24 protein-coding genes, 1 rRNA gene and 1 riboswitch are annotated in these 25,393 nt (G+C 71.7%); of the genes, 17 read left to right on the forward strand and 8 right to left on the reverse strand.

Going from position 1 to position 25,393, the window contains the following annotated elements; genetic code table 11:
• From rrf to ACIF8S_RS28955, 11 genes are all read left to right on the forward strand, one after another.
• Nucleotides 1-95 (forward strand): 5S ribosomal RNA (gene rrf, locus ACIF8S_RS28905); the annotation flags it as partial.
• Nucleotides 96-204: 109 nt separating this feature from the next.
• Entirely contained in the window at nucleotides 205-813 is a 609-nt protein-coding gene (locus ACIF8S_RS28910) for a CDP-alcohol phosphatidyltransferase family protein (protein ID WP_349799916.1), read from the forward strand.
• A 114-nt stretch (nucleotides 814-927) separates the two neighbouring features.
• Nucleotides 928-3,423, forward strand: a complete 2,496-nt coding sequence (locus ACIF8S_RS28915; RefSeq protein WP_400002986.1) for a sugar phosphate nucleotidyltransferase — start codon at nucleotides 928-930, stop codon at nucleotides 3,421-3,423.
• A gap of 124 nt (nucleotides 3,424-3,547) precedes the next feature.
• Nucleotides 3,548-4,450, forward strand: coding sequence for a DUF881 domain-containing protein (locus ACIF8S_RS28920; protein ID WP_400002987.1), 903 nt, complete (start codon nucleotides 3,548-3,550; stop codon nucleotides 4,448-4,450).
• Nucleotides 4,447-4,779, forward strand: a complete 333-nt coding sequence (locus ACIF8S_RS28925) for a small basic family protein (protein WP_006134295.1) — start codon at nucleotides 4,447-4,449, stop codon at nucleotides 4,777-4,779. Before ACIF8S_RS28920 ends, ACIF8S_RS28925 begins: the two co-directional genes overlap by 4 nt.
• 5 nt (nucleotides 4,780-4,784) lie before the next feature.
• On the forward strand, nucleotides 4,785-5,705 hold the full coding sequence (locus ACIF8S_RS28930) for a DUF881 domain-containing protein (protein WP_400002989.1): 921 nt from the start codon (nucleotides 4,785-4,787) through the stop codon (nucleotides 5,703-5,705).
• Nucleotides 5,706-5,766: 61 nt separating this feature from the next.
• Entirely contained in the window at nucleotides 5,767-6,699 is a 933-nt protein-coding gene (locus ACIF8S_RS28935) for an FHA domain-containing protein (protein ID WP_400002990.1), read from the forward strand.
• A gap of 38 nt (nucleotides 6,700-6,737) precedes the next feature.
• Nucleotides 6,738-7,478, forward strand: a complete 741-nt coding sequence (locus tag ACIF8S_RS28940; protein WP_400002991.1) for a MerR family transcriptional regulator — start codon at nucleotides 6,738-6,740, stop codon at nucleotides 7,476-7,478.
• 85 nt (nucleotides 7,479-7,563) lie between these two features.
• Complete coding sequence (locus ACIF8S_RS28945) at nucleotides 7,564-8,037, forward strand: bifunctional nuclease family protein (protein ID WP_004934251.1); 474 nt, start codon at nucleotides 7,564-7,566, stop codon at nucleotides 8,035-8,037.
• Nucleotides 8,038-8,227: 190 nt separating this feature from the next.
• The gene (locus tag ACIF8S_RS28950) at nucleotides 8,228-8,911 is read left to right on the forward strand and encodes a MerR family transcriptional regulator (RefSeq protein WP_400002993.1); all 684 of its coding nucleotides are present in this window, start codon (nucleotides 8,228-8,230) and stop codon (nucleotides 8,909-8,911) included.
• Between the two features lie 193 nt (nucleotides 8,912-9,104).
• The gene (locus ACIF8S_RS28955; protein WP_400002995.1) at nucleotides 9,105-10,505 is read left to right on the forward strand and encodes a DNA polymerase IV; all 1,401 of its coding nucleotides are present in this window, start codon (nucleotides 9,105-9,107) and stop codon (nucleotides 10,503-10,505) included.
• 120 nt (nucleotides 10,506-10,625) lie between these two features.
• On the opposite strand, the gene ACIF8S_RS28960 is transcribed toward ACIF8S_RS28955, so the two are convergent.
• Nucleotides 10,626-10,994: a PRC-barrel domain-containing protein gene (locus tag ACIF8S_RS28960; protein ID WP_024888481.1), complete on the reverse strand. Its 369-nt coding sequence runs from the start codon at nucleotides 10,992-10,994 to the stop codon at nucleotides 10,626-10,628.
• Between the two features lie 113 nt (nucleotides 10,995-11,107).
• A riboswitch (glycine riboswitch) is annotated at nucleotides 11,108-11,203 on the forward strand.
• Nucleotides 11,204-11,376: 173 nt separating this feature from the next.
• Here ACIF8S_RS28960 and gcvP point away from each other — a divergent pair.
• Nucleotides 11,377-14,262, forward strand: a complete 2,886-nt coding sequence (gene gcvP, locus ACIF8S_RS28965) for an aminomethyl-transferring glycine dehydrogenase (RefSeq protein WP_400002997.1) — start codon at nucleotides 11,377-11,379, stop codon at nucleotides 14,260-14,262.
• 77 nt (nucleotides 14,263-14,339) lie between these two features.
• On the opposite strand, the gene ACIF8S_RS28970 is transcribed toward gcvP, so the two are convergent.
• From ACIF8S_RS28970 to ACIF8S_RS28995, 6 genes are all read right to left on the reverse strand, one after another.
• Complete coding sequence (locus ACIF8S_RS28970; protein WP_400002999.1) at nucleotides 14,340-15,437, reverse strand: ABC transporter ATP-binding protein; 1,098 nt, start codon at nucleotides 15,435-15,437, stop codon at nucleotides 14,340-14,342.
• A gap of 3 nt (nucleotides 15,438-15,440) precedes the next feature.
• The gene (gene modB / locus ACIF8S_RS28975; RefSeq protein ID WP_400003000.1) at nucleotides 15,441-16,277 is read right to left on the reverse strand and encodes a molybdate ABC transporter permease subunit; all 837 of its coding nucleotides are present in this window, start codon (nucleotides 16,275-16,277) and stop codon (nucleotides 15,441-15,443) included.
• The gene (modA, locus tag ACIF8S_RS28980; protein WP_400003002.1) at nucleotides 16,274-17,068 is read right to left on the reverse strand and encodes a molybdate ABC transporter substrate-binding protein; all 795 of its coding nucleotides are present in this window, start codon (nucleotides 17,066-17,068) and stop codon (nucleotides 16,274-16,276) included. The genes modB and modA overlap by 4 nt, the downstream gene beginning before the upstream one ends.
• A 160-nt stretch (nucleotides 17,069-17,228) precedes the next feature.
• Nucleotides 17,229-17,624, reverse strand: coding sequence for a helix-turn-helix transcriptional regulator (locus ACIF8S_RS28985; RefSeq protein ID WP_349799863.1), 396 nt, complete (start codon nucleotides 17,622-17,624; stop codon nucleotides 17,229-17,231).
• 156 nt (nucleotides 17,625-17,780) lie between these two features.
• Nucleotides 17,781-17,981: a DUF5999 family protein gene (locus tag ACIF8S_RS28990; RefSeq protein WP_349799861.1), complete on the reverse strand. Its 201-nt coding sequence runs from the start codon at nucleotides 17,979-17,981 to the stop codon at nucleotides 17,781-17,783.
• Between the two features lie 313 nt (nucleotides 17,982-18,294).
• Nucleotides 18,295-18,879, reverse strand: coding sequence for a hypothetical protein (locus ACIF8S_RS28995; RefSeq protein ID WP_349799859.1), 585 nt, complete (start codon nucleotides 18,877-18,879; stop codon nucleotides 18,295-18,297).
• 560 nt (nucleotides 18,880-19,439) lie between these two features.
• Here ACIF8S_RS28995 and ACIF8S_RS29000 point away from each other — a divergent pair.
• Both ACIF8S_RS29000 and ACIF8S_RS29005 read left to right on the forward strand, forming a co-directional pair.
• On the forward strand, nucleotides 19,440-20,957 hold the full coding sequence (locus ACIF8S_RS29000; RefSeq protein ID WP_400003004.1) for a glutamate--cysteine ligase: 1,518 nt from the start codon (nucleotides 19,440-19,442) through the stop codon (nucleotides 20,955-20,957).
• A 78-nt stretch (nucleotides 20,958-21,035) separates the two neighbouring features.
• The gene (locus tag ACIF8S_RS29005) at nucleotides 21,036-21,839 is read left to right on the forward strand and encodes a CPBP family intramembrane glutamic endopeptidase (RefSeq protein WP_400003005.1); all 804 of its coding nucleotides are present in this window, start codon (nucleotides 21,036-21,038) and stop codon (nucleotides 21,837-21,839) included.
• A gap of 74 nt (nucleotides 21,840-21,913) precedes the next feature.
• Here the strand turns inward: ACIF8S_RS29005 and ACIF8S_RS29010 are convergent, their stop codons facing one another.
• Nucleotides 21,914-22,723 carry a PhzF family phenazine biosynthesis protein gene (locus ACIF8S_RS29010; protein WP_400003007.1) on the reverse strand — a complete coding sequence of 270 codons (810 nt, stop codon included), beginning with the start codon at nucleotides 22,721-22,723 and terminating at the stop codon, nucleotides 21,914-21,916.
• 241 nt (nucleotides 22,724-22,964) lie between these two features.
• On the opposite strand from ACIF8S_RS29010, the gene ACIF8S_RS29015 reads away from it, so the two are divergent.
• The 3 genes from ACIF8S_RS29015 to ACIF8S_RS29025 all read left to right on the forward strand — a co-directional run bounded on the left by ACIF8S_RS29015 (nucleotide 22,965) and on the right by ACIF8S_RS29025 (nucleotide 25,371).
• Nucleotides 22,965-23,597 carry a PadR family transcriptional regulator gene (locus ACIF8S_RS29015; protein WP_400003009.1) on the forward strand — a complete coding sequence of 211 codons (633 nt, stop codon included), beginning with the start codon at nucleotides 22,965-22,967 and terminating at the stop codon, nucleotides 23,595-23,597.
• A 192-nt stretch (nucleotides 23,598-23,789) separates the two neighbouring features.
• Nucleotides 23,790-24,323: a Clp protease N-terminal domain-containing protein gene (locus ACIF8S_RS29020; protein ID WP_400003011.1), complete on the forward strand. Its 534-nt coding sequence runs from the start codon at nucleotides 23,790-23,792 to the stop codon at nucleotides 24,321-24,323.
• A 46-nt stretch (nucleotides 24,324-24,369) separates the two neighbouring features.
• Nucleotides 24,370-25,371 (forward strand): EamA family transporter, encoded by a 1,002-nt coding sequence (locus tag ACIF8S_RS29025; RefSeq protein ID WP_400003013.1) that lies wholly within the window; start codon nucleotides 24,370-24,372, stop codon nucleotides 25,369-25,371.
• Nucleotides 25,372-25,393 lie beyond the last annotated feature (22 nt).

Consider the following 25,393-nt stretch of genomic DNA (forward strand, 5'->3'; position numbering starts at 1 on the left):
AAACGCCCGGTTACATTCCGAACCCGGAAGCTAAGCCTTACAGCGCCGATGGTACTGCAGGGGGGACCCTGTGGGAGAGTAGGACGCCGCCGAACTCCTTTTAGAGCTCTGGCTCTTGGGCACGCAGCCCGAGGGCCAGAGCTTTTTTGCGTTGAGGTAAGGTCAGTGAGCATCATCGACACGTTTCCCACAGGAGGATCCCGGGTGGAGGTCCAGGAGACACGGGTCCAGACAGACCGTGTCCTCACCATCCCGAACATGCTCAGCATGGCGCGGCTCGTCGGCGTACCTCTGTTTCTCTGGCTGATTCTGCGGCCGGAGTTCGGCGGTCCGAAGAGCGACGGCTGGGCGCTCCTGGTGCTGGCCTTCAGCGGCGTCAGCGACTACCTGGACGGCAAGCTCGCCCGGCGGTGGAACCAGGTCAGCAGCCTCGGCCGGCTGCTCGACCCCGCGGCCGACCGGCTCTACATTCTCTCGACCCTGGTCGGACTCACCTGGCGGGAGATCCTGCCGCTCTGGCTGACCCTCGTGCTGCTGGCACGGGAGCTGGTCCTCCTGGTCATGGTGGGCGTCCTGCGGCGCCACGGCTATCCGCCGCCGCAGGTGAACTTCCTGGGGAAGGCCGCCACCTTCAACCTGATGTATGCCTTCCCGCTGCTCCTGCTCAGTGACGGAAGTGGCTGGATCTCGTCACTCGCTGCTATTTTCGGCTGGGCGTTCGCCGGATGGGGTACAACCCTCTATTGGTGGGCAGGAGTGCTCTATGTGGTCCAAGTCCGCCGTCTGATCCGTGCGGACACCATGGCCGATTGACTCGCTTCCTCACGCGCAACGTGGCGCGCGATGTCTCACGCTGAATATGTGTGCGGCAATCCTGGCGGGTGAAGTCGGCCAGACCGTCGTCTCTTCGAGGAGGACGCTTCCGACATGAAGGCCGTCGTGATGGCCGGGGGCGAAGGCACCCGTCTTCGCCCCATGACCTCAAGCATGCCCAAGCCGCTCCTGCCGGTGGCCAACCGGCCGATCATGGAGCACGTTCTGCGGCTGCTCAAAAGGCACGGGCTCAACGAAACCGTTGTGACTGTCCAGTTCCTTGCTTCTCTCGTCAAGAACTACTTCGGTGACGGCGAGGAGCTCGGAATGGAGCTCACCTATGCCAATGAGGAGAAGCCACTCGGTACCGCCGGGAGCGTCAAGAACGCCGAGGAGGCATTGAAGGACGATGCCTTTCTCGTCATCTCCGGCGATGCCCTCACGGACTTCGACCTCACCGAGCTGATCAATTTTCACAAGGAAAAGGGCGCCCTGGTCACAGTCTGCCTGACCCGCGTGCCCAACCCGCTGGAATTCGGCATCACCATCGTCGACGACGAGGGCAAGGTCGAGCGCTTCCTCGAGAAGCCCACCTGGGGCCAGGTCTTCTCCGACACGGTGAACACCGGCATCTACGTGATGGAGCCCGAGGTCTTCGACTACGTCGAGCCCGACGTCCCCGTCGACTGGTCCGGTGACGTCTTCCCGCAGCTGATGAAGGAAGGCAAGCCCGTCTACGGCTACGTCGCCGAGGGCTACTGGGAGGACGTCGGCACCCACGAGAGCTACGTCAAGGCGCAGGCCGACGTGCTCGAGGGCAAGGTCGACGTCGACATCGACGGCTTCGAGATCTCGCCCGGTGTGTGGGTCGCCGAAGGCGCCGAGGTGCACCCCGACGCCCAGCTCCGCGGCCCGCTCTACATCGGCGACTACGCCAAGGTGGAGGCCGGCGCCGAGATCCGCGAGCACACGGTGGTGGGCTCCAACGTCGTCGTGAAGAGCGGAGCCTTCCTGCACAAGGCCGTGGTGCACGACAACGTGTACGTCGGTCCGCACAGCAACCTGCGGGGCTGCGTCGTCGGCAAGAACACCGACATCATGCGGGCCGCGCGGATCGAGGACGGCGCCGTCATCGGTGACGAGTGCCTGATCGGCGAAGAATCGATCGTCCAGGGCAACGTGCGGGTCTACCCGTTCAAGACCATCGAGGCCGGCGCCTTCGTCAACACCTCGGTGATCTGGGAGTCCAGGGGCCAGGCGCACCTGTTCGGTGCCCGCGGTGTGTCCGGCATCCTGAACGTCGAGATCACCCCAGAGCTCGCCGTCCGCCTCGCCGGCGCCTACGCGACGACCCTGAAGAAGGGCTCGACCGTCACCACGGCCCGCGACCACTCCCGTGGTGCCCGTGCGCTCAAGCGGGCGGTCATCTCCGCGCTCCAGGCCAGCGCCATCGACGTACGCGACCTGGAGAACGTGCCGCTGCCCGTGGCGCGTCAGCAGACCGCGCGGGGCAGCGCCGGCGGCATCATGATCCGCACCACGCCGGGTGTGCCGGACTCCGTCGACATCATGTTCTTCGACGGCCAGGGCGCCGACCTGTCGCAGGGCAGCCAGCGCAAGCTGGACCGGGTGTTCGCGCGCCAGGAGTACCGGCGCGCCTTCCCCGGCGAGATCGGTGACCTGCACTTCCCGGCGAGCGTCTTCGACTCCTACACCGGGTCCCTGCTGCGCAACGTCGACATCAACGGGATCGCCGAGTCCGGGCTGAAGGTCGTCGTCGACGCGTCCAACGGCAGCGCCGGTCTGGTGCTGCCCAGCCTGCTCGGCAAGCTGGGCGTCGACTCGCTGACCATCAACCCCGGTCTCGACGAGTCCCGGCCGACCGAGACGGCCGACATGCGCCGCTCCGGCCTGGTCCGCCTCGGCGAGATCGTGGCGTCCTCCGGTGCCGCCTTCGGCGTGCGGTTCGACCCCGTCGGCGAGCGGCTGTCTCTGGTCGACGAGAAGGGGCGGATCGTCGAGGACGACCGGGCGCTGCTCGTCATGCTCGACCTGGTCGCCTCCGAGCGGCGCAGCGGCCGTGTCGCGCTGCCGGTGACCACCACGAGGATCGCCGAGCAGGTGGCGGCGTACCACGGCACCCAGGTGGAGTGGACGACCACGTCGCCCGACGACCTCACGCGCGTCGGCGGTGAGGAAGGGACGATCTTCGGCGGCGACGGCAAGGGCGGCTTCATCGTCCCCGAGTTCAGCAGCGTCTACGACGGCACCGCCGCGTTCGTGCGGCTCATCGGGCTGGTCGCGCGGACCCAGCTCACGCTGAGCCAGATCGACGCCCGCATCCCGCGGGCGCACGTCCTCAAGCGGGACCTGGCGACCCCGTGGGCCGTCAAGGGCCTGGTGATGCGGCGGGTGGTCGAGGCCGCCGGAGACCGCTCCGTGGACACCACCGACGGGGTGCGCGTGGTGGAGGCCGACGGGCGCTGGGTGATGGTGCTGCCCGACCCGGCGGAGGCCGTCACCCATCTGTGGGCCGAGGGCCCCGACGACGCCTCCGCGCAGGCGCTGCTCGACGAGTGGTCGGCCGTGGTGGACAGCGCCGGCAGGTGACCGTCCCGCGCCCTGCCGATTGACCGGCGGGGGGGGGGGGGGGGGGGGGCGGCGCCCCCCGCCCCCCCCCCCCCCCCCCCCCCCCCCCGGGGCCGTTCGGAGGTAGGGGGCGCGGCGTGCGACGATGTGCGGCATGCCGCAGCAACCCCCCGTTCGGAGCACACGCGCGCGGCCCGCGCGCCCGGACGCGTCCATGTCGTTGATCACCAACGTCATGGACCACAGTCTCGACGACGGCTACGCCGAGGCGGCCGCCCGCAAGCGGAGCCAGGGGACCGGCGGCATGCCGAGGACGCTGCGCGCGAAGCTCGGCCTGGCCGCCGGTCTGGTCCTCGCCGCCTGTGTGGTCACCGTCGGCGCGGCCCAGGCCCGGGTCGCCGCTCCGGTCGTCGCCAAGGAGCGCGAGGAACTGATCGACCGGATCGACGAGGAGACCGCCGCCGCGGACCGGCTGGAGCAGAGCGTCGACGAGCTGCGCACCGAGGTGAGCGCACGGCAGCGTGAGGCGCTCCGGGACAGCGGAGGCGACCGGTCGACGCTGATGGGCGTCCTGTCGGGAGCCACGCCCGTGCACGGCCCGGGCGTGCGACTCGTGGTGAACGACGCCGAGGACACCACCGGCGGGGGCGACGGCGACCCGAGGTCGACCTCCGGCTTCTCCGACACCGGCCGGGTCCGGGACCGGGATCTGCAGCGGGTGGTCAACGGCCTGTGGGAGTCCGGCGCCGAGGCCGTGTCCATCAACGGGCAGCGGCTGACCGCCCTGTCGGCGATCAGGGCGGCGGGAGACGCGATACTGGTCGACAACAAGCCGCTGGTGCCGCCGTACACGGTGCTGGCGGTGGGGGACGGCGAAGAGCTGAGCGACCTCTTCCAGAACGGCGCCGACGGGCTGTATCTGCATGCCCTGCAGGAGAACTACGGCATCCGGACGGCGCTGTCCGTGGAGGACGACGTCCGGCTGCCCGCCGCAACGAGTGTGACCGTACGAACCGCACAGCCGATAACCGGGAAGGGCACATCGTGATCGCCGTACTGGGCCTCATCGTGGGAGTGGTGGCCGGGCTGTTGGTCCGGCCCGAGGTTCCGGCGGTCGTCGAGCCTTACCTGCCGATCGCCGTCGTCGCGGCGCTGGACGCCGTGTTCGGAGGCCTGCGGGCCATGCTCGACGGGATCTTCGACGACAAGGTCTTCGTGGTGTCGTTCCTGTCGAACGTCGTCGTGGCCGCGCTGATCGTCTTCCTCGGCGACAAGCTCGGCGTGGGGGCGCAGTTGTCCACGGGTGTGGTGGTCGTCCTCGGCATCCGCATCTTCTCCAACGCGGCGGCGATCCGCCGGCACGTGTTCCGGGCGTGAGGCAGATGAGCGAGCGAGAACAGCACGAGACGACACGCCCCGCGGTGTCCCCGCCGCGGTCCGCCGCCGAGGCGTCGTCCACGGCGGGACTGCGCAGGGAACTGCCCGCGGAGGTGCCCGCGGGCGGCCCGCCGGCCGTCGAGGAGCCCGCGGCGACCGCCCCGCCCGAGGAGGCCGGCGCGGCCGAGCCGGGCGGGCCGGTGCTGACCGGCCGGCAGAGGCTGGTGAAGGGGCTGTGGCCGCCGCGGGTGACCCGGGCCCAACTGATCGTCGCCCTGCTGCTGTTCGGCCTCGGTTTCGGCCTCGCCGTCCAGGTCGCCTCGACCAGCGACACCGACAGCGCGCTGCGCGGGGCACGTCAGGAAGATCTTGTGCGCATCCTCGATGAACTCGACGACCGCACAGAGCGTCTAGAAGACGAGAAGCAGGGTCTCGAGAAGCAGCGGGACGAGCTGGAGAACAGCTCCGACCAGGCCGAGGAGGCCCGCAGGCAGACGATCGAGAAGGAACGGCAACTCGGCGTCCTCGCGGGCACCGTGGCCGCGCAGGGGCCCGGCATCGAGATGACCATCGAGGACACGAAGGGGACGGTCGAGTCGGACATGCTGCTCGACGCCGTCCAGGAGCTGCGTGCCGCCGGTGCCGAGGCGATCCAGGTGAACGGTGTGCGCGTGGTAGCCGGCACGTATCTGACGGACGTGGACGGCGGAGTCTCCGTGGACGGGAACAAGATCAAGTCCCCCTATCGTTTCAAGGTCATCGGCAAGCCGCAGGACCTGGAGCCGGCGCTCAACATCCCCGGAGGCGTGGTGCAGACTCTCGAGAAGGAACAGGCCACCGTTACCGTGGAGCGGGCGGACAAGATCGTTGTGGACGCCTTGCGAGCGCCGAAGCGGCCTGACTACGCTCGGTCGTCCTCGCAGTGAACCGGGGGTGCATGGGGGTTGTCCGGCCAGGGCATGAGGTTGCGGGGGGTCGGCGCACCGATTGGGTGGTGCGTGGTGGAAACTGTCTGGCGGAGGCGGACGTTGTGAAGATGTCCGGGTCGGCCAATGTGTTCAGTCAGGGTTCGTCCTGCCCCACGGGCGGGTCTGTTTCGGTCAAGGGGAATCGCCCGTGAAGTTGTTTGGGAAGTTGTTCGGCAAGAGCGCGCGGCGAGAGGGCAGCGACAACGCGACCGCTCGTCACCGCGCACAGCCTGGTGCGGACGATCAGCGTCCGCTGTTCCGGGACCAGACGGGACAGGGCGCGGCGTCCGTTGACCCCGCGCAGTCGGGCGGCATAGGTTTCGGACAACTGTCGAGCCCCGGTGCGGGCGGAGGGTTCTCCGACCCGTACGCGTCCCACGCCCCCGGCGGGCAGCCGCGGCAGGAGGATCCGTCCATGTCGGCCCTGGTGTGTTCGAGGTGCGGCAACCGCAACGCGGAGAACAGCCGCTTCTGTTCCAACTGCGGTGCGCCGCTGAAGCCGGGCGTCACCCCGGAGCGCCCCTCCGAGACGACGTCCACGATCTCCATCTCCGGTCTCGAGGCCTACGACGCCGAGGCCACCGGTCAGACCGCGATGCCCGCGCTCTCCCCGGAGGCGCAGGCGGCCGTCGACGCGCTGCCGATGGGCTCCGCCCTGCTGGTGGTGCGCCGCGGTCCGAACTCGGGCAGCCGCTTCCTGCTGGACGGCGACCTGACCACGGCCGGGCGTCACCCGCAGAGCGACATCTTCCTCGACGACGTGACGGTCTCCCGTCGGCACGTGGAGTTCCGCCGCAGCCCGGACGGCTCGTTCACGGTCGCCGACGTCGGCAGCCTGAACGGCACGTACGTCAACCGGGAGCGGATCGACCAGGTCGCCCTGGCCAACGGCGACGAGGTGCAGATCGGCAAGTACCGGCTGGTCTTCTACGCGAGCCAGCGCAGCTACTGACCTCCCGGACGCGGTCCGGGGGACTCCAGGAAGGGTCCATGCTGCAGACACCGAGCGGCGGTGCCGGCGACGGCGCCGCCGCCACGGACACCGGACTGCTGAGCATCGGCGCGGTGCTGAGTGTGCTGCGTGAGGAGTTCCCCGAGGTCACGATCTCCAAGATCCGTTTCCTGGAGTCGGAAGGGCTCGTCGAGCCGCGCCGGACCCCGTCGGGGTACCGCAAGTTCAGCGCGCGGGACGTCGAGCGCCTCGGTCATGTGCTGCGGATGCAGCGCGACCACTATCTGCCGCTCAAGGTGATCCGCGAGCACCTGGCGGCCATGGAGCGCGGCGAGGCCGTCCAGCTGCCGGCGCTGACCCGTGCGGGTGACGGTGAGGACGCCGCCGAGTCCGGCCCGGAGAAGCCGACGGCGGCCCGCATCGGGCGCTGCCAGCTGCTCTCCGCCGCCGGGGTCGACGAGCACCGGCTCGCCGAGTGGGAGTCGTACGGCCTGCTCACCCCGGTCGGGGACGGTGTGTACGACGCGGAAGCGGTCACCGTCGCCGGCCTCATCACCGAGCTGGGGCGGTTCGGGATCGAGCCGCGTCATCTGCGGGCCATGAAGGCGGCCGCCGACCGGGAGGCCGGGCTGGTGGAGCAGGTCGTCGCGCCGCTGCGGCGGCACCGCAACCCGCAGACCCGGGCGCACGCGGAGGACCGCACCAAGGAGCTGGCCGGACTCACCGTGAAGCTGCACGCGGCGCTGGTGCAGGCGGCGCTCGGGGTGCGGCTGCCCTGATCAGGGGAGGCACAGCCGGGCCGGATCGGCCACCCGATCCCGGCCCGACTACCCAAACGTCCCGGGCACGGCCTAGGGTTGCTGTGTGAACGAGCTCGATGTCGTAGGTGTCCGGGTCGAAATGCCCTCCAACCAACCGATCGTGCTGTTGCGTGAAGTGGGCGGCGACCGCTACCTCCCCATCTGGATCGGCCCCGGGGAGGCGACGGCCATCGCCTTCGCCCAGCAGGGCATGGCGCCGGCACGACCGCTGACCCACGACCTGTTCAAGGACGTGCTGGAAGCCGTCGGACAGGAGCTCACGGAAGTGCGCATCACCGACCTGCGGGAAGGTGTCTTCTACGCCGAGCTTGTCTTCGCCAGCGGGGTCGAGGTCAGCGCCCGCCCGTCCGACGCCATAGCGCTCGCCCTGCGCACGGGGACCCCGATCTACGGCAGTGACACGGTGCTCGACGACGCGGGGATCGCCATCCCGGACGAGCAGGAGGACGAGGTGGAGAAGTTCCGCGAGTTCCTCGACCAGATCTCGCCGGAGGACTTCGGGACCAGCAACCAGTGAGCGGTGCCGGTGGCGGCCTCGTCGGCGGTCACCGCCCGTGCCGGAGGCATTCGGCTAGCCCTTCCCCGCGACGGGGCACGGGAAACCACTCTTAGGGTGATTATCACTCGGCGTGCCGAGTGTGGCGATCGTTGACGCACCCTTGGTGACTGCCTACCGTCGAGGAGGCAGGTCAAGGACGGAGGTCGGCGTGAGAAGCAGCGGCGACGGTACGGCTGGGGGTGCCCCCGGACGCGTTTTCGGGGCGGGCGGGCCGTATCCTCCCCAGAGCTTTCCGCCCCGCTCGGGCGGGGGCCATCCCGCGCACGGCGGTGCGATCGATCCCGCTCCACAGCGACCGACGGCTGTGCCGAGCGGCGGAGGGGCGGTGGCCATGGCGACCGAGGACATCGGGTACCGGGGGCCCACGGCCTGCGCGGCGGCGGGCATCACCTACCGCCAGCTCGACTACTGGGCCCGGACGGGTCTGGTCGAGCCGAGCGTGCGTCCGGCGCACGGATCGGGCACGCAGCGGCTGTACAGCTTCCGTGACGTCGTCGTGTTGAAGATCGTCAAGCGGTTCCTGGACACGGGCGTGTCCCTGCAGAACATCCGCACCGCGGTCCAGCACCTGCGCGAGCGGGGCTTCAGCGACCTGGAGCGTATGACGCTGATGAGCGACGGGGCGACGGTCTACGAGTGCACTTCGCCCGACGAGGTCCACGCCCTGCTCCAGGGCGGCCAGGGCGTCTTCGGCATCGCCGTGGGTGTGGTGTGGCGGGACGTCGAGAACGCGCTCTCCCAGCTGCACGGCGAGCGCGTCGACACGGGCGAGACGCTGATCGGCCACAACCCGATGGACGAGCTGGCGCGCCGGCGGAACAAGGCGGTCTGACACCGGATCCGACTCCGGCGGCAGACTCCGGTGTCGGATCCGGTGTCTGACAACCGGCCGTTGCCAGACACCGGTGTCTGACGCCGGGCGGTGCCGATCGGGTGCGTCCGGTGGCGCGCAGGTGACGTGCGGGCGGTGGCGTGCGGCCCGCCCGGCGCGAGCGTTGTCAGTGTCGTAGGGCAGCATCGGAGATGTGAGATCCGCTCCCACAATCCTGCATCTCGACATGGATGCCTTCTACGCCTCGGTGGAGCAGGCGTCCAAGCCGAGTCTGCGCGGGAAGGCGGTGGTCGTGGGCGGACTCGGACCCCGTGGCGTCGTCGCCACCGCCTCCTACGAGGCCCGCGTGTTCGGCGTCCACTCCGCGATGCCCATGGGGCAGGCCCGGCGGCTCGCGCCGAACGCCGCGTATCTGGTGCCCCGCTTCGCGTTGTACCGGTCCATCAGCGAGCAGGTGATGACGCTGCTGCGGGCACTGTCGCCGTTGGTGGAGCCGCTCAGCCTGGATGAGGCCTTCGTGGACCTGGAGGCCGGGGACACGGCGTGGGACGAGCGGTCGGCCCGGCTGGTCGGGACGAAGCTGCGCGCCGACATCCGGGCGGTGACGGGACTGACCGGCTCCGTGGGGCTCGCGGCCTCCAAGATGCTGGCCAAGATCGCGTCGGAGCAGGCGAAGCCGGACGGGCTGGTGGTGATCGAGCCCGGGACCGAGCGGGCCATGCTGGAGCCGATGCCGGTGCGGACCCTGCCGGGCGTCGGACCCGCCACCGGTGACCATCTGCGGAGGGCGGGCATCCACACCGTCGGTGAGATCGCCGAGGCGGGCGAGGACGAGCTGGTGCGGCTGCTGGGCAAGGCGCACGGGCACGCGCTGTTCGCGATGGCGCTGGCCCGCGACGAGCGGCCCGTGGTCGCCGAGCGGGAGACGAAGTCGGTGTCCGTCGAGGACACCTACGACGTGGACATCCACGACCGGGTGCGCGTGGGGATGGAGGTGCAGCGACTCGCCGACCGCTGCGTGCGCCGGCTGCGCGGGGCCGGGCTGTCCGGGCGGACCATCGTGCTGAAGGTACGGCGGTACGACTTCTCCACCCTGACCCGGTCCGAGACGCTGCGGGGCCCCACCGACGACCCGGCGGTCGTCCGGGAGGCCGCGGCCCGGCTGCTGGACTCGGTGGACACCACGGGCGGCGTACGGCTGCTCGGGGTCGGGGTCAGCGGGCTGGCCGACTACACCCAGGAGGACCTGTTCGCGCAGGCGGCCGGTGCGGGGGCCGGGGAGGAGACCCCGGAGGCCGAGGAGCCGGCCGAGGAGAAGGCCGTCGCCCGCCAGGAGGCGGCGGCCGAGCGACGCTGGCCGGCGGGCCACGACGTACGGCACGCCGAGTTCGGACACGGGTGGGTGCAGGGGAGCGGCCTGGGCCGGGTGACGGTGCGCTTCGAGACGCCCGAGTCCGGGCCCGGCCGGGTGAAGACGTTCCGAGTCGACGACCCGGAACTGGAGCCGGCGGATCCCCTGCCCCTGGTGTCCCTGCCGCCCGGCGCCGGCCGGCCGACGGAGGCGTCCGGGCCGCCGGACACATGGACACCGTGACCTCGGTGGGGGTCCGAAGGGCATGCGGAGTCAGGGGATCGCGAGGTGGGGCGAGCGTTCGGCACCGTGGCCCGGTGGCCCGGTGAGGGGGGTGTCCCCCCGCCGGCGCAGGTGTCGGGGTCAGTCGTCCTTGCCGGCGAGTTTGCCGAAGTCGTGGTCCGGGAGTGGGGGAGGGGACGCGAGGTCCAGGCCGTAGTGGTGGTACAGCTGAAGCTCCTGCTCCGGGGAGAGGTGGCGGCCGACGCCGAAGTCGGGGGCGTCCTTGATGAGGGCGCGTTCGAACGGCACGTGGAGTGCCCCCTCGATCAGCTCGCTCGGCTCCAGGGGCACGAAGGCGTCCCGGCTGAACAGGCCGGTCCGTATCGCCGCCCACTCCGGTACGCCGGTGGCGTCGTCGAGGTAGACCTCGTCGATCGTGCCGATCCGGGTGCCGTTGCGGTCGAACGCCTTGCGGCCGATCAGGTGACGCGGATCGATGTCGGTCTGCACGGGCCCTCCACTCCTCGCAAACTCATCCGTAAGCACCACAAAAAGGCACAATCGGTGGAACGGCCACTTGAAAGTCCGGGTCCCGGCCTCGCTGGTACGCTGACAACGGCTGCTGACCCCGTGCGGGAGAGTCCTCCAGACACCATCGGAGGCGCCGAAGGAGCAAATCCTCCCCGGAATCTCTCAGGCACACGTACCGCACGGACGAGGTCACTCTGGAAAGCAGGGCGGGTGTCGACGGCTTCCGCTCTCACCGACGGTGAAAACCGGACCGCCCGCGCGTTCCGGTGAAGCTCTCAGGTTGAGATGACAGAGGGGGAGGCCGTCCGGGCACCTGCGCCGTGGTGCCCCTCGAAGGTCGTCGGACCAGGAGGCCTCCTCAATGACCGTCCCCCGTACCCCGCTCTCCGAGCTCGAACAGGGAATTCCCTTCGAGCAGCGTCACATCGGCCCCGACCACGAGGCCCGGGCGAAGATGCTCGCCCAGGTCGGCTACGGCTCACTCGACGAGCTGACCGCCGCCGCCGTGCCCGACGTGATCAAGAACGCCGACGCGCTCGACCTGCCCGGCGCCCGGAGCGAGGCCGAGGTGCTCGCCGAGCTGCGCGGCCTGGCCGACCGCAACCAGGTGCTCGGCTCGATGATCGGCCTGGGGTACTACGGCACCTTCACCCCGCCCGTCATCCTGCGCAACGTGATGGAGAACCCCGCCTGGTACACGGCCTACACGCCGTACCAGCCGGAGATCTCGCAGGGGCGGCTCGAGGCGCTGCTGAACTTCCAGACGATGGTCGCCGAGCTGACCGGCCTGCCGACGGCCGGCGCCTCGCTGCTGGACGAGGGCACCGCGGCCGCCGAGGCGATGGCGCTGTCCCGGCGCATGGGCAAGAACAAGAAGGGCCTCTTCCTGGTCGACGCGGACGCCCTGCCGCAGACCGTCGCCGTCATCGAGACCCGCGCCGAGCCGACCGGCGTCGAGGTCGTCGTCGCCGATCTGGCCGACGGCATCCCCGCCGAGCTCGACGGCCGGGAGATCAACGGCGTCCTGATCCAGTACCCGGGCGCCTCCGGTGCCGTACGGGACATCAAGCCCGTCATCGACCAGGCGCACGAGCGCGGTGCGCTCGTCACCGTCGCCGCGGACCTGCTGGCCCTCACCCTGCTGAAGTCCCCCGGCGAGCTGGGCGCGGACATCGCGGTCGGCACCACGCAGCGCTTCGGCGTCCCGATGGGCTTCGGCGGACCGCACGCCGGTTACATGGCGGTGCAGGAGAAGATGGCGCGCAGCCTGCCCGGCCGCCTCGTCGGCGTCTCCGTCGACGCCGACGGCAACAAGGCGTACCGCCTCGCGCTGCAGACCCGTGAGCAGCACATCCGCCGCGAGAAGGCCACCAGCAACATCTGCACCGCGCAGGTGCTGCTCGCCGTCATGGCCGGCATGTACGCCGTCTACCACGGTCCCGAGGGCCTGCGGACCATCGCCCGGCGCACCCACCGCTACGCCGCGATCCTCGCCGAGGGGCTGCGCTCCGGCGGCACCGAGGTCGTGCACGGCTCCTACTTCGACACGCTGACCGTGCGGGTCGCCGGGCGGGCCGCCGAGGTCGTCGCCACGGCCCGGGACAACGGCGTGAACCTGCGCCTCGTCGACGCCGACACCGTCTCCGTCGCCTGCGACGAGACCACCACCCGCGACCAGGTCGCCGCCGTGTGGAGCGCCTTCGGCGTCGAGGCCGACGTCGAGGCCCTGGACGCCGCCGCTTCCGACACCCTGCCGGACGCGCTGCTGCGCACCGACGACTACCTCACGCACCCGGTCTTCCGGCAGCACCGCTCCGAGACGGCCATGCTGCGCTACCTGCGCCGCCTCGCCGACCGCGACTACGCGCTGGACCGCGGCATGATCCCGCTGGGCTCCTGCACCATGAAGCTCAACGCGACCACCGAGATGGAGCCGGTCACCTGGCCCGAGTTCGGCCAGCTGCACCCGTTCGTCCCGGCCGAGCAGGCGCAGGGGTACCTCACGCTCATCCACGAGCTGGAGGAACGACTCGCCGAGGTCACCGGCTACGACAAGGTCTCCCTGCAGCCCAACGCCGGCTCCCAGGGCGAGCTGGCCGGTCTGCTCGCCGTCCGCGGATACCACCGCGCCAACGGCGACGAGCAGCGCACCGTCTGCCTCATCCCGTCCTCCGCGCACGGCACCAACGCCGCGTCGGCCGTGATGGCCGGCATGAAGGTCGTCGTGGTCAAGACGTCCGACGACGGCGAGATCGACGTGGCGGACCTGCGGGCCAAGATCGAGCAGCACCGTGACGAGCTGGCCGTGCTGATGATCACGTACCCGTCGACGCACGGTGTGTTCGAGGAGCACGTCGCCGACATCTGCGCCGAGGTGCACGAGGCCGGCGGCCAGGTGTACGTGGACGGCGCCAACCTCAACGCGCTCGTCGGTCTGGCCAAGCCCGGCCACTTCGGCGGCGACGTCTCCCACCTGAACCTGCACAAGACGTTCTGCATCCCGCACGGCGGCGGCGGTCCCGGTGTCGGCCCGGTCGGCGTGCGCGCGCACCTCGCCCCGTACCTGCCGAACCACCCGCTGCAGCCGGAGGCCGGTCCGGAGACGGGCGTCGGGCCCATCTCGGCCGCCCCCTGGGGCTCGGCCGGCATCCTGCCCATCTCCTGGGCGTACGTCCGGCTGATGGGCGGCGAGGGCCTGAAGCGGGCCACGCAGGTGGCCGTGCTCAGCGCCAACTACATCGCCAAGCGCCTCGAGCCGCACTACCCGGTGCTCTACACCGGCCCGGGCGGGCTGGTCGCGCACGAGTGCATCATCGACCTGCGCCCGCTGACCAAGGCGACGGGCGTCAGCGTGGACGACGTGGCCAAGCGGCTCATCGACTACGGCTTCCACGCGCCGACGATGTCCTTCCCGGTCGCCGGCACGCTGATGATCGAGCCCACCGAGTCCGAGGACCTGACCGAGCTCGACCGGTTCTGCGAGGCGATGATCGCCATCCGCGCCGAGATCGAGAAGGTCGGCTCCGGCGAGTGGCCCGCGGAGGACAACCCGCTGCGCAACGCCCCGCACACCGCGGGCGCGCTCGCCGGTGCGTGGGAGCACGCGTACGACCGCCAGGAGGCCGTCTTCCCGGCCGGGGTGAACGCCGCCGACAAGTACTGGCCGCCGGTGCGCCGCATCGACCAGGCCTACGGCGACCGCAACCTGGTCTGCTCCTGCCCGCCGCTGGACGCGTACGAGGACTGACGCACGGCCTGAGGGGCCCCGCCCGGGCGAGCCGGGCGGGGCCCCTCGGCGTTCTCCGGACCGGTACCCGGGACCGGTCAGGCGGGGTAGGCGTGCGTCTGCGTCGCCTTGACCGCCGCCCAGACCGGTGCGCCCGGGTGCAGGCCCAGTTCGGCGACGGCGACCGTGGTGAGGTCGGCGGCCAGCGGCAGTTCGCCGGTCAGCTCGACCCGGATCTGGTCGCCGTGGCTCTCCAGACCGGCCACCGCGCAGCGCCAGTGGTTGCGCGCGCTGGAACCGGTGGGCCGGTCCCGGTACAGGGTGACGGCACCGGGCGGAAAGGCGACGAAGGCGGGCCCGGTCAGGTCCTCGGTGGTGCTGACCGACGGCCCGGCGTCCAGCCGTACCGTGTGGCCGTCCGCGTGGCCGCGGTAGAGGTTCAGGCCGACCAGCTGGGCGATGTACTCGGTGCGCGGGCGCCGGGCGATCTCGGCGGGCGCGCCCTCCTGCACGACCCGGCCCTCCTCCACGACGACCAGCCGGTCGGCGAGCACCATGGCGTCCAGCGGGTCGTGCGTCACCAGCACCGCGACGGCCTCGAACTCGGCCAGGTGACGGCGCAGTTGCGCCCGTACCTCCAGCCGGGTGCGGGCGTCCAGCGCGGCGAGGGGCTCGTCCAGGAGCAGCAGCCGCGGGTCGGTGGCCAGGGCGCGGGCGAGCGCCACGCGCTGGGCCTGGCCGCCGGAGAGCCGCCGGGGTCTGGCGCCGGCGTGCTCGGCCAGCCCCATGCGGTCCAGCCAGCCGGCCGCCCGGGCGCGCGCCTCCGCCTTGCCGACGCCCCGGCAGCGGGGACCGAAGGCCACGTTGTCGAGGGCGGTCAGATGCGGGAAGAGCAGGTAGTCCTGGAAGACGACGCCTACCGGCCGTGACTCGGGCGGGGTGCGGGCGAGGTCCGTGCCGTCCAGCCGCAGACGGCCGTCGGTGAGGGGCGCGAGACCGGCGAGGGCCCGCAGTGCGGTGGTCTTGCCGGCGCCGTTCGGGCCGAGCAGGGCGACCACGTCGCCGGGGGCGGCCGTCAGCGCGACGTCCAGGCGGAAGGAGCCCCGGTCCACGACCAGGTGGGCGTCCAGGCCCTCGGCCGTCGCGGTGCCGGGGGCGGGGGAGGTGCCGGATGTCTGTGCGGGGTGCTTCTGCATCGGTCAGACGGCCCTCACCCAGCGGTCCCGCAGCCCGGCCAGCACGGCGACCGACACGGCGAGCAGCACCAGGCTGAGGGCGATCGCGGCGGCCGGGTCGTTCTGCAGGGCGAGGTAGACGGCGAGCGGCATGGTCTGGGTGCGGCCCGGGAAGTTGCCCGCGAAGGTGATCGTCGCGCCGAACTCGCCCAGGGCGCGGGCCCAGGCCAGCACGGCACCGGCCGCGACGCCCGGAGCGATCAGCGGCAGGGTCACGCGCCGGAACGCGGTGAAGCGGGACGCCCCCAGGGTGGCCGCCGCCTCCTCGAACCGCGGGTCGGCGGCCCGCAGCGTCCCCTCGACGCTGATCACCAGGAACGGCAGCGCGACGAACGTCTCCGCCAGGACGACACCGGCGGTGGTGAACGGCAGGGTGACGCCGAACCACGCGTCCAGCCACCGGCCCACGATGCCGTTGCGGCCCAGCGCCAGCAGCAGGGCGACACCGCCGACCACCGGGGGCAGCACCAGCGGGAGCGTCACCAGGGCGCGGACCAGACCCCGCCCGGGGAAGTCGGTGCGGGCCAGCAGCCAGGCCAGCGGGACACCGACCAGCAGGCTCAGCGCGGTCGCCGTGGTCGCGCAGACCAGCGACAGACGCAGCGCGTCCCACACCGCGGGGCTGGTCAGCTGCTCCGGCAGGCCACTCCACGGCGCCCGTACGACGAGGGCGAGCAAGGGCACCAGGAGGAACGCCAGGCCGAGCAGGGCGGGCGCGAGGAGGGCGAGCGGGACACCGCGGCCGGGGGCCCGGGGCGGCCGCCGCCGTGTGCCGCGGGACGTTTGCCGGGTGGTCGTCATGGTGTGAGGAATCCCGCCCCGCGGAGCACCTTCCGTCCCTCCGGCGACGTCACCAGCGCGACGAAGGCGTCGGCCGTCACGGGGTTGCCGGAACTCTCGAGGCGGGCGATCGGGTAGTCGTTGACGGCCTGGGCGGCCTCCGGGAAGTCCACGCCGTCCACCTTGTCACCGGCCGCCCTCACATCCGTGCGGTACACGACGGCGGCGTCCGCCTCCTTCAACCGCACCTTGGTCAGCGCGCTCTTCACGTCCTGCTCGTACGAGGCGGGCGTGACCCGGACGCCGGCCGCCTTCAGCGCCTTCCGCGCGGCGGCCCCGCACGGCACCGTCTCGTCGCAGAGCACGACCTTGAGGCCGGGATCGGCCAAATCCTTCAGGGAGGTGATCCCGTGCGGGTTGCCGGGGGCGGTGGCGATCTCCAGGCGGTTGCGCGTGAAGGTGGCCGGGTCGCCCGCGGTGAGCCCTTCGTCCGCGACGCGGTCCATCGTCGTGGTGCTGGCCGCGGCGAAGACGTCGGCGGGGGCCCCGCCCGCGATTCCGGCGGCCAGGGAGTCGCTGCCGCCGAAGTTGAAGGTCACCTCGGTGCCCGGGTGCCGCTGCTCGAAGCGCTCGCCCAGCGCCGTGAAGGTCTCCTTGAGCGAGGCGGCGGCGAAGACGGTGACCGTGCCCCTCGGGCTCCCGTCACCGGTGCCGGCCGCGGAGTCTTCGGAGGAGGAACAGGCGGTGAGCCCGAGGCCGGTCAGGAGCGCGACGGCTGCGAGGCCGGCGGTCCGGCGGGCGGAACGGATCATCCGAGTGCACTCCCTCGCTGCACGGGCGTCTGCGGAGGGTCATGCCCCCGTGTTCCTCATGATGGCGCATCTGCGAGGTGTTCCGCACCTGTCTCATCGCACGAGCGAGCGTGAAGTGAGGGATCGGCCCGCATGTGCGACTCCACAAATCCTGTCGGTGTCAGGTGCGGTCGATGTGGACGTTCGTCGACTTCACGCGGGCGGTGGCCTCCACGCCTACCTCCAGGCCCAGTTCCTCGACGGCCTCCCGGGTGAGCAGGGAGACCAGGCGGTGCGGGCCGGCCTGGATCTCGACCTGGGCGGCGACGTCACCGAGTTTGATCGCGGTGACGATGCCGGGGAAGGCGTTGCGGGCGGAGGTGTACGGAGTGCCCTCCTCGGGCGTGGCCTCCTTGGCGAGCGCGACGGAGAACGCCGCCAGGTCACGCCCGTCGACGACCCGCCGTCCGCCGTCGTCGCGCCGGGTGGTGAGGCGCCCCGCGTCCGCCCAGCGCCGGGCGGTGTCCGGGCTCACGCCGAGCAGCCGCGCTGCCTGGCCGATCGTGTAGGACTGCATGCCGGTCACGATAGGGCGCCACGGCCACCGGAGGCGCACCACCGGGTCGGTGCCGACGGTGGGTGAGGGGCCGCGCACATGCGTCGGGGCCGGTTCGCGGGAGTGCCGCGGCCGGCCCCTGTGGTCGGTGGGCGGGCCCGTCCCGCCCGGACGCGCTCAGGCGGACGTCAGTGTGACGCCCCGAGGACGCTGCGGGGCGATGACGCTGCCGTCGGGCAGGAGTTCACCGGTGTCCTCGAAGAGCACGACACCGTTGCACAGCAGGCTCCAGCCCTGCTCCGGGTGGTGCGCCACGAGACGGGCGGATTCCCGGTCGGCGGACTCGGCTGAGGGGCACGGTGGCTGGTGCTGGCACATGGGTGGGTTCTCTCGCTTCATGGTGACCTGTGAGTGGGCTGTTGCGTCAGTCGCGCGGCATGGAACGTCGTTCATGGCCGCCCCCCGTTGTGATAAGTCGGTCGGGATCCAGTGTTGCCCCACGGGCGACGATCCGCAGGCATTTCGCGGCACCGCCCCTCACAGGTTCATGACGCGTCACCCGCGCGGACGGTTCATCCCAACTGCACTGTCCTTTCGGGTGGTTCGGGGAGGCCGAAGAGGACTAGTCCGCAGGCGCGTACCCCGCCTCCCGGGTCGCGGAGGACGGGGTACGCGCAGGTGCTGGGGCAGGTCAGGCCGGTGAGCCGAGGAGGCGGGTGGGTGACACCCGGTGGGTCAGTACCGGCAGCAGGTCGGTGACCCGGTGCGGGCGGTGGGCCGCGATGCCGGGCGGGGCCGGAGCCAGCGGCACCAGCAGGTCGGTGGGGGCCGGGCCGCCGGCGGCGCCGTCGGCCTCGGGGTCGCCGTGCAGCCAGAGCGCCAGCATGTACAGGCCGGGCACGGACAGCAGGCGGGGCTGGTACGGCTGCGTCATGCTCTCCGCCTGGCGCAGCGCGAGCTCCGTCGACGTGATGTACGGGCCTTCGAAGAAGCGGGAGAAGGCCCAGCCGTCGGCGGTGAGGACGGTGTCGGCCGCGGCCACCGCGCGGTCGCCGGTGCGGATCAGGAAGCGCCACCCGGCGAGCGTCGTCGAGGTCTCGCCGTCGGCGGTGACCCGGTCGAGGACGTGCACGGGCAGCGGAAGCTCGGGCGAGGCGGGCCCTTGTGCGCGGAGCAGGGAGGGAGTTCGGGCGTCGCGCACCGCGGTCGGTGACGAGAGCGCGGTCAGGACGGAACGCAGTGCGGGCGCGGGAGCCGGAGGTACGTGCAGCGGCATGGTGGGTCGCCTCTCATTCGAAGGCACAGTGGCGCGAGGGCGGGGCGTGGCGGTGCGGACGGCGCTGTCAGCTCGCGAAGGTCAGAGAGGCGGGGCCGGGGTCTGAGCGGGAGACGGGGGTGAGGTGAGCCGCACGCCGTCCCACGGCTGGATCACTCGACCATGGGCGCCAACCTGGTTCTGCCTTGTGCACGAAGTTTATACGACACGGGTTGAGACTATGTTTCGTCTAGCTCTCTCCGGTGACTCCGGCAAGGGTATTTCAGGTCGGCGAAATGCGAAAAAGATGCCGATTCCCGAGGGGGTGCACGCCACTGACCTCGGGCAATGACCGTCGAGCGGTCGGCCCATTCCGGTCGGCGTTTTTCACGAGCCGGCAACCGTGCCGTGATACGCGTTCCGCGTATTGCCCCGTGAATGTGCCACTGGACACCTCGCCCAGAGTAGCGGGCGCCACACCGATCCGGGGCGTTATCGATCGCATCCGCGGGGCATCCTTGCTTGTGGACCGGGACCCCGGCGGCCGATCTTCGGTACGCCATCCGAGGAGGGACGCTTCGATGGGGGAAAAGGTCGTGGCAGGTCAGTTCGACCTGTCCGATCGCCAGCGCTACCGCGAGAAGCTCCGCAGGTGCCTGACGGGCCTGGAGCGACTCCTGACGGAGAAGCGGTTCGACCGCCCCAAGAACCTCATGGGGCTGGAGATCGAGCTCAATCTCGCGGGCGCCGACGGCATGCCGAAAATGTTGAATGCGCAAGTCCTCGAGAGGATCGCCAGCAGGGACTTCCAAACCGAACTCGCCATGTTCAATCTGGAAGTGAACATCGCCCCGCACCGGCTGGGCGGGCGGGTATTCGACCGGCTCGACGAGGAACTGCGCACCTCGCTCTCCTACGCCGACCGTAAAGCCCAGGAGGTGGACGCGGGCATCGTGATGATCGGCATCCTGCCGACCCTCGACCGCGACGACCTCGTCTCGTCGAACCTTTCCGACGTCGACCGCTACGCACTGCTCAACGATCAGATCGTGGCCGCGCGCGGCGAGGACTTCACGCTCGACATCGACGGCGTGGAGCAGCTGAGCTGCACGTCGAAGTCGATCGCCCCGGAGGCCGCCTGCACCTCGGTGCAGCTGCACCTCCAGGTCACCCCGGAGCGGTTCCCCGACGTGTGGAACGCGGCGCAGGTCGTGGCCGCCGCGCAGATCGCCGTGGGCGCCAACTCGCCGTTCCTGTTCGGCCGCGAGCTGTGGCGCGAGTCGCGGCCGCCGCTGTTCCAGCAGTCCACCGACACCCGCCCGCCGGAGCTCAAGGCGCAGGGCGTACGGCCGCGCACCTGGTTCGGGGAACGCTGGGTGACGTCGGCGTTCGACCTCTTCGAGGAGAACCTGCGCTACTTCCCGGCCCTGCTGCCCATCTGCGACGACGAGGACCCGCTCGAGGTGCTGGACCGCGGTGGCGTCCCCTCGCTCTCCGAACTCGTCCTGCACAACGGCACCGTCTACCGCTGGAACCGCCCCGTCTACGACATCGCCGACGGCGTTCCCCACCTGCGGGTGGAGAACCGCGTGCTGCCCGCCGGGCCCACGGTGACCGACGTGGTGGCGAACGCGGCCTTCTACTACGGCCTCGTCCGCGCCCTGGCCGAGGACAGCCGCCCGGTGTGGACCCGGCTGCCGTTCGAGGCCGCCGCCGCCAACTTCGACGCCGCCTGCAAGCACGGCATCGACGCCCGCTTCACCTGGCCCCGGCGCGGCCGGCTCGGCGGCCTGGGCGAGGTGGACGCGGTCACCCTCGTACGGGAGGAGCTGTTGCCGCTGGCCGAGGCCGGGCTGGACGCGTGGGGGATCGAACCCGCCGACCGGGACCGGTACCTCGGGGTGATCGAGGAGCGCTGCCGGCGCCGGGTGAACGGGGCGTCCTGGCAGGCCGCGACGTTCCACCGGGCGCTGGACCTGGGCCTCGGACGCCAGGAGGCACTGGCCGCCACCACCCGCCGGTACCGGGAGCTGACCAAGCAGGGCGACCCCGTGCACACCTGGCCGGTCGGGCTGCCCGAGCCGGTGCCGACGGGCTGAGCGGCGCCCGGACCCGCGGCCGGCCGCACAGGATCTGCCTTCATACTGATCGGACCGATCGGTGATGTGGAGGCAGGTGTGCAGGCGGAGGCGGCGGGCCCGGGGGCCGATGCGTATCCGGAGCGGACGCTCTCGCGGAGGACGCTCCGTGACGAGACACTGCTCGTCCTCGCGCTGTCGCTCGGCGCGAGCGGCGTGTCGGCGCTGATCAGTTTCGTGGGCTCGGTCACCAGGCCGGGCGGTCTGAAGGACCAGGCGGCCACGCTCAACGCCTCGGCCGCGCCGGGCCGGCCCTGGCTCGACCTCGCCTGGCAGCTGTTCGGCATCACCACCGCGCTGGTGCCGGTGGCCCTGGTCGCCCACCTGCTGCTGCGCGAGGGCTCCGGACTGCGTGCCCTCGGATTCGACCGCACCCGGCCCTGGTCCGACCTCGGCCGGGGTGCCGCGATCGCCGCGGTCATCGGCAGCAGCGGCATCGCCTTCTACCTGGCCGTGCGCGCGCTCGGCTTCAACCTCACCGTGGTGCCGGAGGCGCTGCCCGAGGTGTGGTGGAAGTACCCGGTGCTGATCCTTTCGGCGGCCCAGAACTCGATCCTCGAAGAGGTCGTCGTGGTCGGGTACCTGGTGCGGCGGCTCGACCAGCTCGGCTGGTCGCCGAGGGCCTCCATGGCGGCCAGCGCGGGGCTGCGCGGGTCGTACCACCTCTACCAGGGCATCGGCGGCTTCATCGGCAACATGGTCATGGGGGTCGTGTTCGTGTACCTCTACCGCCGCTGGGGGCGGGTCGGCCCGCTGGTGGCCGCGCACACCTTCCTCGACATCGGGGCGTTCGTCGGCTACGCGCTGCTGGCCGGCAAGGTCGACTGGCTGCCGACGGCGTGAGCCGCGGCAAAGGGGGCGTACGGGGGCCGAGCACGGCGCATCCGTACGCCCCCTTCGGCGTGCCACCGGGCGGATCAGACCAGCAGGTCGCCCTCGACGACCGTCACCGCCCGCCCGCCGAGCAGGGTGCGGGCGCCGCGCACCTCGGTGCGGACGAGGCCCGAGCGCGGTGAGGCCTGGAGCCCGGTGAGGGCCGCGCGGCCGAGCCGCTGCGACCAGTAGGGGGCCAGCGCGGTGTGCGCGCTGCCCGTGACGTGGTCCTCGTCGATGCCCACGTTGGGGAAGAAGCAGCGGGAGACGAAGTCGTGACCGAGGTTCGGGGCCTCGGCGCGGGCGGTGGCGATGATGCCGCGCTCGGAGTAGGCGGCCAGGGACTTGAGGTCGGGCCGCAGGGAGCGCACTGTCTCTTCGTCGGCCAGCTCGACCAGCAGGTCCCCGACGTTCGGACCGGTGTCGAAAGCCGTGCCGACGGGAGCACCGAGCGCCTCCGCGACGCCCTCGGGAACGTCGACGGCGGTGAGCGGGGCGGTGGGGAAGTCCAGGGTGACGGTGCCGTCATCGCCGGGCTCGGCGACGAGCACGCCGCTGCGGGTGGAGAACCGGACCGGGCCCTGGTGGGCGCCGGTGGTGTGCAGCACGTGCGCGGTGGCCAGCGTGGCGTGGCCGCACAGGGCGACCTCGGTGGCGGGCGTGAACCAGCGCAGCGCCCAGTCGGCCTCACCGCCGCCGGACAGCGGGTGGGCGAAGGCCGTCTCCGCGTGGTTCACCTCCCGGGCGACGTCCTGCATCCAGGAGTCGTCCGGGAAGGCGTCGAGCAGGAGCACGCCGGCGGGGTTGCCGGCGAAGGGACGGTCGGTGAAGGCGTCGACGATTCGGATCCGCATGCCGCGAGCGTAAGGGCCGAGCCCCGCCCCGGTACCGGGCCGATGCGAGCGGGCGGCCTCCTTTCCGCCTGGGCGCCACCGCGGGGGATGCCGGGTCCGGGCCGGGGCGGCCGCCCATCTGGGCGTGCTGACGGCGCCGGAGGCTCGGAGACGAGGGATGGCACCGGGTCTTGTCGGGCGAGCGGTTGCGATATATCGTTGAGGCATCGCAATAGGTCGACGATGGAGTGGAGTGAGTGCAATGCACAGCTACGGACACGAGCGCGGACATGGTCACGGCGGGCCGCGGGTCGGTCGGGGGGACTTCGATCGGCTGCGGGCCGCCTTCGGGCCGTTCGGGCCCGGAGGGCCGGGGGGGCCCGGTGGTCCCTTCGGGCCCGGGTTCGGCCACGGCGGCCCCTGGGGCGGCCGAGGGCGCGGAGGGCCCAGGGGGAGGGCGCGGCGCGGTGACGTACGGGCCTCGATCCTGGCCCTGCTGAAGGACCGCCCGATGCACGGCTACGAGATGATCCAGGAGATCGCCGAGCGCAGCGGCGGCGCGTGGAAGCCCAGCCCCGGCTCGGTCTACCCCACCCTGCAGCTGCTGGAGGACGAGGGGCTGATCATCAGCGAGTCCGAGGGCGGCAAGAAGCTGTTCTCCCTCACCGAGGCGGGACGCACGGCGGCCGAGGACGGTCCCGAGGCCCCCTGGGAGGAGGCCTCGCGCGGGGTCGACTGGGAGGCGCTGAGTGAGATCCGGCAGGCCGGCTTCGGACTGATGGAGGCCTTCGGGCAGGTCTGGAAGACGGGCAGCAAGGAGCAGCGCGAGAAGGCCCTCGGCGTCATCAACGAGGCCCGCAAGAAGCTGTACCTGATCCTCGCCGACGAGGACTGAGGCCCGAAGGGCCGAGGGTCGGCCGAAGTGGGTGAGGGGCGTGCGCGGAACCGCGCGCGCCCCTTGGTCGTGGGCGCCCTGATCTCGTCCCCAAGGAGGAGATTTCGCCACGCCGTGTCCACTTCTCGTGGGACGCGAAGATGGCTCCCGGCGGGGATGTACCGGACCGCCGGGACTGATGAGGTGGGGGATGTGCGATCCCGCGTTCCCCGGCAGCAGGCCCCGTGGCCCCAGGCGCAGGCCGCCCGTGCCGCGGCCGACGACGCCGGGATCGGCGCGGAACTGGCGGCGGTGGTGACCGGTGCCCGGCGCAGGGTGGTCCGGGACGGGGACCGGCAGATCGACACCGCCCACCTGCTCCACTCCCTGCTGGAGTCCGACGCCGAGGTACGGGCCGCCTTCGGCGAGGGGCCCACCCTCGCCCGGCTGCTCGGCTACCTGGTGCAGCGCAGCATCGGCTACGGACTGCGCTGGCAGGGCACCGTCGAGGACTCCGGCTCACTCCCGGCCGTGGACGGCGCGACGGGCTTCTCCCCGCTCGCGGCCGTCTGCGTGGAGCGGGCCCGGCGCCGTGCCGCCCGCCGGGACGGCGGCCCCGTCCGCGGTACGGACCTGCTCGCCGAACTCGTCGCGGACCCGCAGGCACGCGCCGTCGAGGTGCTGCGGCGCGCCGGGGTGGACCCCCGGGACCTGACAGGCGGGCTCGACGCGCCGTCCACCCGCTGAGACAGGTGCCACAGGGGGTGACGCTCCTGTCGGGCCCTGTCATCATGTGCCGGTGCCTACGACTGCCCTTCCCCGCGACCCCCATGCCCGGGGCGTGGGACTCACCCTCGCGCTGGTGTCCGCCCTGGCCTTCGGCGGGTCCGGGGTGGCGGCCAAGCCGCTGATCGAGGCGGGTCTCGACCCGCTCCACGTGGTGTGGCTGCGGGTGGCGGGCGCCGCCCTCGTCATGCTGCCGCTCGCGGTACGCCACCGGGATCTGCTGCGCCGCCGGCCCGCGTTGCTCGCCGGGTTCGGCCTGTTCGCGGTGGCCGGTGTGCAGGCCTGCTACTTCGCCGCCATCTCCCGTATCCCGGTCGGGGTCGCGCTGCTCGTCGAGTACCTGGCGCCCGCGCTGGTCCTCGGCTGGGTACGGTTCGTGCAGCGGCGGCCGGTGACCCGGGCCGCCGCCGTCGGCGTGGTGCTCGCCGTGGGCGGCCTGGCCTGCGTCGTGGAGGTGTGGGCGGGGCTCGGCTTCGACGCGCTCGGCCTGGCGCTCGCGCTCGGCGCCGCCTGCTGCCAGGTCGGCTACTTCGTCCTCTCCGACCAGGGCAGCGACAGCGAGGAGGCGCCCGACCCGCTCGGCGTCATCGCCTACGGTCTGCTGATCGGCGCCGCCGTGCTGACCGTGGTCGCCCGCCCCTGGTCCATGGACCGGTCCGTACTCACCGGCAGCGCCGACATGGACGGCACCCCCGTCGCCGCGTTCCTGCTGCTGGCCTGGATCGTCCTCGTCGCCACGGTCGCCGCGTACGTCACCGGAGTGCTGTCGGTGCGCCGGCTCTCGCCGCAGGTCGCGGGTGTCGTGGCCTGTCTGGAGGCGGTGATCGCCACCGTCCTCGCCTGGGTGCTGCTCGGCGAGCACCTGTCCGCGCCGCAGATCGTGGGGGGCGTGGTGGTCCTGGCCGGTGCCCTCATCGCCCAGTCCTCGGCCCCGGCCCGGTCCGCGGAGGACCCGGTGGCGAGCGGCGGGCCCGAACGGCAGTTGTCGACGCCGGGGACCACCACCTAGAGTGCTGATCATGCATACGCAC

The organism is Streptomyces sp. NPDC085937, assembly GCF_044540535.1.
Taxonomy (GTDB): Bacteria; Actinomycetota; Actinomycetes; order Streptomycetales; family Streptomycetaceae; genus Streptomyces.

Coding starts and splice junctions, on each gene's coding strand:
- ACIF8S_RS28915 (WP_400002986.1), top strand. CDS start 928: ATGAAGGCCGTCGTGATGGCCGGGGGCGAAGGCACCCGTCTTCGCCCC.
- ACIF8S_RS28920 (WP_400002987.1), top strand. CDS start 3,548: ATGTGCGGCATGCCGCAGCAACCCCCCGTTCGGAGCACACGCGCGCGG.
- ACIF8S_RS28930 (WP_400002989.1), top strand. CDS start 4,785: ATGAGCGAGCGAGAACAGCACGAGACGACACGCCCCGCGGTGTCCCCG.
- ACIF8S_RS28940 (WP_400002991.1), top strand. CDS start 6,738: ATGCTGCAGACACCGAGCGGCGGTGCCGGCGACGGCGCCGCCGCCACG.
- gcvP (WP_400002997.1), top strand. CDS start 11,377: ATGACCGTCCCCCGTACCCCGCTCTCCGAGCTCGAACAGGGAATTCCC.
- ACIF8S_RS28970 (WP_400002999.1), bottom strand. CDS start 15,437: ATGCAGAAGCACCCCGCACAGACATCCGGCACCTCCCCCGCCCCCGGC.
- modB (WP_400003000.1), bottom strand. CDS start 16,277: ATGACGACCACCCGGCAAACGTCCCGCGGCACACGGCGGCGGCCGCCC.
- modA (WP_400003002.1), bottom strand. CDS start 17,068: ATGATCCGTTCCGCCCGCCGGACCGCCGGCCTCGCAGCCGTCGCGCTC.
- ACIF8S_RS28985 (WP_349799863.1), bottom strand. CDS start 17,624: ATGCAGTCCTACACGATCGGCCAGGCAGCGCGGCTGCTCGGCGTGAGC.
- ACIF8S_RS28990 (WP_349799861.1), bottom strand. CDS start 17,981: ATGTGCCAGCACCAGCCACCGTGCCCCTCAGCCGAGTCCGCCGACCGG.
- ACIF8S_RS28995 (WP_349799859.1), bottom strand. CDS start 18,879: ATGCCGCTGCACGTACCTCCGGCTCCCGCGCCCGCACTGCGTTCCGTC.
- ACIF8S_RS29000 (WP_400003004.1), top strand. CDS start 19,440: ATGGGGGAAAAGGTCGTGGCAGGTCAGTTCGACCTGTCCGATCGCCAG.
- ACIF8S_RS29010 (WP_400003007.1), bottom strand. CDS start 22,723: ATGCGGATCCGAATCGTCGACGCCTTCACCGACCGTCCCTTCGCCGGC.
- ACIF8S_RS29015 (WP_400003009.1), top strand. CDS start 22,965: ATGCACAGCTACGGACACGAGCGCGGACATGGTCACGGCGGGCCGCGG.